Annotated in this window: 7 protein-coding genes; 5 read left to right on the top strand and 2 right to left on the bottom strand. The window is 61.8% G+C overall.

Annotated elements, in window-relative coordinates; translation table 11 throughout:
• The 3 genes from ACF8ME_RS24255 to ACF8ME_RS24245 all read left to right on the top strand — a co-directional run.
• Positions 1–974: RHS repeat-associated core domain-containing protein (locus ACF8ME_RS24255; RefSeq protein ID WP_392418502.1), on the top strand; the 974-nt coding region annotated here is incomplete at its 5' end.
• A complete protein-coding gene (locus tag ACF8ME_RS24250) occupies positions 961–1449 on the top strand; it encodes a hypothetical protein (protein WP_392418500.1) in 489 nt (162 codons plus the stop codon). The genes ACF8ME_RS24255 and ACF8ME_RS24250, both read left to right, overlap by 14 nt.
• 296 nt (positions 1450–1745) lie before the next feature.
• Positions 1746–2609, top strand: a complete 864-nt coding sequence (locus ACF8ME_RS24245) for a DUF4034 domain-containing protein (RefSeq protein ID WP_392418499.1) — start codon at positions 1746–1748, stop codon at positions 2607–2609.
• Positions 2610–2677: 68 nt separating this feature from the next.
• On the opposite strand, the gene ACF8ME_RS24240 is transcribed toward ACF8ME_RS24245, so the two are convergent.
• Complete coding sequence (locus ACF8ME_RS24240) at positions 2678–4006, bottom strand: sulfatase (RefSeq protein WP_280048472.1); 1329 nt, start codon at positions 4004–4006, stop codon at positions 2678–2680.
• A gap of 85 nt (positions 4007–4091) precedes the next feature.
• Positions 4092–5069: a tripartite tricarboxylate transporter substrate binding protein gene (locus ACF8ME_RS24235; protein ID WP_016448605.1), complete on the bottom strand. Its 978-nt coding sequence runs from the start codon at positions 5067–5069 to the stop codon at positions 4092–4094.
• 102 nt (positions 5070–5171) lie between these two features.
• Here ACF8ME_RS24235 and ACF8ME_RS24230 point away from each other — a divergent pair, with 102 nt between their 5' ends.
• Both ACF8ME_RS24230 and ACF8ME_RS24225 read left to right on the top strand, forming a co-directional pair.
• Positions 5172–5687 (top strand): MarR family winged helix-turn-helix transcriptional regulator, encoded by a 516-nt coding sequence (locus ACF8ME_RS24230; RefSeq protein WP_016452095.1) that lies wholly within the window; start codon positions 5172–5174, stop codon positions 5685–5687.
• A gap of 58 nt (positions 5688–5745) precedes the next feature.
• A complete protein-coding gene (locus ACF8ME_RS24225; RefSeq protein ID WP_016452096.1) occupies positions 5746–6729 on the top strand; it encodes an alpha/beta hydrolase in 984 nt (327 codons plus the stop codon).
• Positions 6730–6741: the final 12 nt, after the last annotated feature.

Genomic DNA, 6741 nt, shown 5'->3' with positions numbered 1-6741 from the left:
CCGCAGGCCTGCCCGACCAGGACGACCCCAACCACACGCCGGCCCTGGCCCTGATGCAAACCATGCTCGACGCCATACCGCGCGACATGCAGCAAGACGCGGCCCGCCACCTGCGCCACACCCTGGACCACGGCCTGCCGTCCGGCGCCCAGGCCATGCTGGGCGAACAGGCAGACAGCACCACGCGCCTGCTCAGCGGCATGCAGGCAAAGCTGCAGGAACAGGAAAAAGAACAGCACGCCCGCATCGCCATCCACCACTACCACTGCGACCACCTGGGCACACCCATGGCCCTGACCGACCAACGGGGGCTAGTCACCTGGGCGGCCAAGCTGGACCCCTGGGGCAATGTGCTGCAGGAATACAACCCGCAGGGCCTGCACCAGGCAATCCGGCTGCCGGGGCAGCACCATGACAGGGAAACGGGGCTGTATTACAACCGGCATCGGTATTACGATCCGGTGGTGGGGAGTTATGTGAATCAGGATCCGATTGGGTTAGCGGGGGGATCTCATAATACTTCATACCCAAAATCACCAACTATCGCTATGGACCCTCTCGGTCTTTTTGATATTGCAGGAGGCGCTTTAGATTTGTGGGGTGTTGTTTCCGGAAGGAAATCCGCAAAAAAGAGATCGTGTAAATGTGATGCAATTTTAAAGAGAAAGCAGGCATATGAAGAGTTGGTAGCAAAACTCTCGCGAGGTACCCCGATGAGTGAATGGGATAACGAGGCACTAAGATATTTAGACAAACAAAGAAAAATAGATGCACTCACGGCCGCAGAGATCGGGTTTGAGTTTGGCTCAGACGCATTGATCGCTGCGGGAACTTCTGGTGGATTATCGGGAGCGAAAGCTGTTGCCGCGGAATACGGCGCAATGGTTAGCGCCACACCCAAAGGTTATGAAAATTCAGCTCATGCAGCAGGGCGAGGGAATTGGACCATTTCAACATCTGATGAATGTGAATAAAATGAAAAAATATATTGCTGGTATTTTGCTGACTTCTTTCACGGTCACGGGTGCTATATATTTCTTTTACTCAAATACCAAAACCTCCGAATTTTGCATACCCAATAGCAAAAAATGCATAACCGTAAAAGGCAAATGGACTCTGCCTACTCAATTCGCAGGCAAAGAATCACTACTTATTGTGAGCACACCATTTTTCAGCAAAAAGAATAGAAAAACTCTCGATATATATTTTCCTACAGGAGAATTTGGCGGGCTTCTTGAAAGAAAAGACGCATTGATTGACTACAAATCCTATGAATGGGGAAGAGTTATGCAGTTCAATTTAAAAAACGAAACCGTAAAAAATTTTAATTCAAGCGGCTTCTTTGAAGGAAAATTTTATGTGAAAGACAAACACGTAGTATTATCGTGCAACAACAATGACTGCTTGAACGATATAGTCTCTATTCACAATCCGAAATTGACAAAATAATTAATCAGCCTGCCTTCACTGAACAAGCCCCAAGCATTCCAGGATGAACATGCTAATGCCGCATGAACCTCAGTCATACAGTTGCCCAGCAAAAATTGCTTATCCATAACATACGCAATTGAATTTCTGAATGATTTATTTACCATGCTGGTCGATAATTAATAGCATGGAGCCTGATGCTCACCATTCGATGCCGAATTTATCTTGATGGATATATTGTCTTGAGAAAGACAAATATATCTAACATTGATTTGAAAATTTTTGAATAACACATTCCATTTCCAAGAGGGACGCACATGGCCACCAACCCCACCCAAACCCTGATCCGCATCCTGCTCGCCACCCTGTCTCTCTCCGCAGCCACTGCCACCTATGCCGCGCAGTGCCCGCTGATTCCCGATGGCAATGCCACTCTGGAAGAGTCCGAGAGGGCTGCACTGCTCAGCGAGTTCAAGTTCGAGGCGCTGGACAAGGAACTGGCCCGCAGGCACAAGAAGAATCTTTCTTCCTCGGGCGGGGACTTGTTGACCATGCGGGATCTGCTGGGACTGCAGCAACTGAGCCTGCAGGAAGAGAACGTGATGCGCATGTGGGCGGATCAGCAGCCCAAGTCGTTCTTTGCCCAGCTCAATGCGGGCCTCTATTACGGCAACAAGGCATTTGGCGCCCGCGGCAACGCGCCGGCTTCCAGTGTGACGGGCAGCCAGTGGAACAGTGTCAAGCAGCTCAGCGCGAAGGCTCAGCCGTATCTGCAAAAGGCCATGGCGCTGGATGCCCGCTCGGCCTTGCCGCAGACGATGCTGATTGGATTGGCCGCGATGGAAAACCAGGTGGGTGGGCGTACTGCGGCGCAGTGGCTGCAGGCGGCCGATCAGGCCGATCCCAAGAACCTGGCGGCCCGCGTCAATGCCCTCAATTACCTGAGCCCGCGCTGGGGCGGGTCCTTGGAGGGCCTGGACCAAATGGTGTCACAGGCCGTGAAGTCGCTGCCTTCGGCCAGCGCCAGCTATCTCCAATACAACCTGGTGCTTGCCAAGGCCAGCCATTACGAAGTCATGGAGAAGGACAAGAGCAAGGCCCAGGCCCTCTACAAACAGGCCAAGGACATGTGCGACAACTCGGAGGCCGCACGGGCGGGCATGGTCAGGACGTACCAGTAATCAGGAAACAAGGCAGGCCCAAAGGCCTGCCTTGTTTTATCGCCCACAGCCTGCGGGCACACACACCCTCAAAACGTCGCCGAAGGCAGATCCTGCCGACTGAACACCAGCGACACCTTGGCTTCTTCCGGAATGGGCGGCAGTGAAGCATCCCATTGCTGCCAAGCCTGGCGCAGCTCGGCCAGGCGCTGGGGCTCGCGGTCGCGCAGGTTGGCGCGTTCGCGCGGGTCCTGGGCCACGTTGAAGAGGTATTCCACGCCTTCGATCTGCAGGTATTTCCAGTCGCCGCGCACCAGGGCGCGCTGGGCGCGGTGCTTCATGCGCCAGCACAGGTCGCGCTCGGGGTTCCAGGTACCGTCTTCCATCAGGGGCAGCAGGCTGACGCCGTCCAGCGGGTAGTCGGCGTGGCCGTCCACGCCCGCGGCGGCCAGGAAGGTGGCCGACCAGTCCATGGTCAGGTTGGGCGTGTCGCTGACGGCGCCTGCCGGCATGCGGTCAGGCCAGCGCGCCAGCAGGGGCACGCGGATGCCGCCTTCGAGCAGGTCCATCTTCTGGCCGATGAAGGGCCAGTTGTTGGAGAAACGTTCGCCGCCGTTGTCGCTGGTGAAGACGATGAGCGTGTTCTCGGCCATGCCCTTTTTCTCGAGCGCATCCAGCACCCAGCCAATGCCTTCGTCCATGTGGTGGATCATGCGCTGGTAGGTCTCGATGGTGCCGCCGTCGGTGTGCTTGCCGAAGCCGCCGATGCGCCGCGATTCCGCCAGGTCGTCGCGCGTGAGCCAGGGCCAGTGCGGGGCGCTGTAGTGCAGGGACAGGTAGAAGGGCTTGTCGGCCGTCTGGCGCTCGACGAAGTCCACGGCGCGGCGGCTCAGCAGGTCGGTGAGATAGCCCTCTTCCTCGTGCGGCTCCTCGTTGATCCAGAAGTCGGGGCGGCCACGCGGGTCGCAGTGGGCGAAGTAGTCGGCGCCGCCTGCGTGAAAGCCGTAGAACTCCTCGTAGCCCGACATGCGCGGGCCGAAATGCGGCGGGTAGCCCAGGTGCCATTTGCCGACCAGGGCGGTGGCGTAGCCGGCGTCGCGCAGCAGCGAGGCCACGGTGGGATGGTCGGGCGGCAGGCCCAGCACCTTGTCGCCGTGGACGCTGGCGATCGGCTCCTCGGCCGCGCCGCGCAGGCGGTACTGCCAGCGGCCCGTGGCCAGGGCAAAGCGTGTGGGCGAGCACACGGCCGAGTTGGAATAGCCGCGCGTGAAGCGCATGCCCTGCGCGGCCATGGCGTCCAGGCGAGGCGAGACATCGGTGGCGCGGCTGTGCGCATCGCGCGCGCCCGTGCAGCCGAGGTCGGCATAGCCGAGGTCATCGGCCAGGATGAAGATCAGATTGGGGCGCTGGGTTGCCATGGGAGCCAGGAGACAGTGGATGCGTTGGGAAAGGGAGTATCGCCAAAACGGCGGTGCCTCAGGGCCACAGGCCCTGGTGGCGGCTTCAGTCGTTGGTCAGGTGGATGCGCTTGACCAGGGCGGCCCACTGCGCGGACTGTCCCTTGGCACGCGCCTGGGCCTCGGCCACGGTGGAGCCGACCATCTCGATGTCCAGGGCCTTGGCGCGTTCCTTTTGCTCGGGTGCGCGGATGGCCTCGTTCATGGCGTCGACAAAGCGCTTTTGCACGGCAGGCGGCACGCCCTTGGGTGCGGCCAGCAGAATCCAGAAGGTGCCGTCGAACTCGGGAAAGCCCGACTCGGCAATGGTCGGCAGCTCGGGCGCCAGCGCCGAGCGCGTCTTGCCCGAGGTGGCCAGGGCGATCAGCTTGCCGCTCTGGACCTGGGGCAAGACCGTGGGGCCGGCCAGGAAGCCGCAGTCCACCTGGCCGCCCAGCAGGTCCTGCATGGCCGGCGCGGGGCCCTTGTAGGGCACATGGACCATCTTGGCGCCCGAGGTGGCCAGCAGCGATTCCATGACCAGGTGGCCCGGCGAGCCCGCGCCGCCCGAGGCATAGGTCAGCTCGCGCGTCTTGCTGGCGGCCACCATGTCCTTGACGGACTTGAAGCCCGTGCCCGGGCCGCAGACCAGGGTCTGCGAGAAGCGCGCGGCCACGACCAGGGTTTCCAGCGCGTCGGCCTTGTAGCCCATGTTCTTGTAGACATGGGGGTTGACGGTGAGCACGGGGTCCATGGCCCACAGCCAGGTGTAGCCATCGGGCGCGGAGCGCGCGACCTCGGCCGCGCCGATGTTGCCGTTGGCGCCCGGCTTGTTGTCCACGACCACGGCCTGGCCCAGCGCCGCCTGCATGGCGGCGGCCACGGGGCGCAGCGAGATGTCGGACGGGCCGGCCGGCGGATTGGGCACGACGATGCGGATGGGTTTGGCCTTGGGCCATTCCTGGGCCAGGGCGGGCGCCGCGCACAGGCCGGCGGCGACCAAAGCCAGGGCGGCACGCGCCAGGGCTGCGAGGGGGCTGGGCATACTTGTCTCCTTGTCGTTGTCTTGCGGCCAATGTACGCAGGCCGCCGACAATGCATCTAATCCATCATCCCTAGCGTAAACCCGAAACCGGCCCGCGAGTCCATGACCGACCTCCACCGCTGGCGCCACCCCGCCGTGCTCGACGACATGTTCCTCTACCACCTGGCGCGGCTGCAGGCGGCCGCTGGCAGCCGCGTGGTGCGCCTGTGCGAGGGCCGCTACGGCATCACGCGGCGCGAGTGGCGCATGCTCTGCCTGCTGGCCGAGGCCGGGCAGCTGCAGCCCTCGCAGCTGGCCGAGCAGGCGCAGCTGGACCGCACGCGCACCTCGCGCGCGGTCACGGCGCTGCTGGCCAAGGGCCTGGTGTGGAAAGAGAGCCAGGTGGGCGATGCGCGCCGCGCACTGCTGCGCCTGAGCGACACGGGCCGCGCCCTGCATGCCGAGCTGTTCCCGCAGGTGCAGGCCATCAACCGCGAGCTCATGGACGCCGTGCCCGAGCCCGAGCTGCAGGCCATGGCCAGCGCCTTTGCGCGCATCCGCGCCCGGGCGCGGGAGCTGGAGGCCAGCAGCCCGCCGCCCAAGGCGCCGCGCAACCGCAAGCGCACGGCCTCGACCTGACAGGGCCGACAGACAAGCATGCTCCAATGGCACGCAGATCAACTCTGCGGCCTTTCCCATGAAAGCTCTACTCCTCGGCCTGGCGGCCGCCATCTGCGCAAGCACCACCATGGCCGCACCGGCCACGGCCGTCCTTGGCGAAAAGCCGCTGCAGGCAACGGGGCCACTTGACCCACTGCGGGGTGTTCTGCTGATGCCGAGCCAAAGCGCGCCGCCGGTCGTGCTGATCGTCCCCGGCTCAGGCCCCACCGACCGCAACGGCAACAGCCCGTTCGGCCTCAAAGCCTCGACCTACCAACTGCTCGCACAGGAACTGGCCACCCAGGGCATTGCCACCGTACGCATCGACAAACGTGGCATGTTCGAAAGCTACAAGGCCGTGGAGGACCCCAATGCCGTGACCATCCAGGCCTATGCCGAAGATGTGCACCACTGGGTGGACGCCATCCGCAGCGAGACCGGTGCCCAATGCGTCTGGGTGCTGGGACACAGTGAAGGTGGACTGGTCGCTCTGGAGGCTGGTCAGGGCCGCTCCGATATCTGCGGACTGATATTGGTAGCAGCTCCTGGTCGCCCAATGGGGCAGACGCTTCGGGAACAGCTCAAGGAAGACCCCGCCAATGCACCGATCCTGGACCAGGCGTTACCGGTCATCGATGCTCTGGAAGCAGGCAGGCGCGTGGATACCCGCCAGATGGACAGGCCGCTCAACACCATGTTCCATGCCAGCGTACAAGGCTTTCTCATCAACACCTTCGCGCTGGACCCCGCTCGCCTGATAGCGGGCTATTCCAAACCCGTGCTCATCATTCAAGGTGAGCGCGACCTGCAGATCAAGCCAAAGGATGCTCAGCGTCTGGCCAAGGCTGCACCGAACGCCAAGCTTGTGCTGTTGCCCGCCACCAACCATGTGCTCAAGAAGGTGGAGACCAACGATCGCGCTGCCAATCTTGCAACCTATGACAAGGAGGGGCTGCCGCTAGTGCCCGGGGTTTCCAGCACCATTGCCCGGTTCATAACGTCAGCCACCGTGAAGCGATAGGCGAGCCGTTGG

The sequence above is a fragment of the Delftia sp. WSY_7 genome (assembly GCF_043104845.1).
Classification (GTDB): Bacteria; Pseudomonadota; Gammaproteobacteria; order Burkholderiales; family Burkholderiaceae_C; genus Comamonas; species Comamonas tsuruhatensis.
This window is presented reverse-complemented; position numbering and strand designations above follow the sequence as displayed.

Excerpts from the sequence above, each read along its gene's own strand:
- ACF8ME_RS24250 (WP_392418500.1), top strand. The coding sequence starts at position 961 with ATGAATGTGAATAAAATGAAAAAATATATTGCTGGTATTTTGCTGACT.
- ACF8ME_RS24245 (WP_392418499.1), top strand. The coding sequence starts at position 1,746 with ATGGCCACCAACCCCACCCAAACCCTGATCCGCATCCTGCTCGCCACC.
- ACF8ME_RS24240 (WP_280048472.1), bottom strand. The coding sequence starts at position 4,006 with ATGGCAACCCAGCGCCCCAATCTGATCTTCATCCTGGCCGATGACCTC.
- ACF8ME_RS24235 (WP_016448605.1), bottom strand. The coding sequence starts at position 5,069 with ATGCCCAGCCCCCTCGCAGCCCTGGCGCGTGCCGCCCTGGCTTTGGTC.
- ACF8ME_RS24230 (WP_016452095.1), top strand. The coding sequence starts at position 5,172 with ATGACCGACCTCCACCGCTGGCGCCACCCCGCCGTGCTCGACGACATG.
- ACF8ME_RS24225 (WP_016452096.1), top strand. The coding sequence starts at position 5,746 with ATGAAAGCTCTACTCCTCGGCCTGGCGGCCGCCATCTGCGCAAGCACC.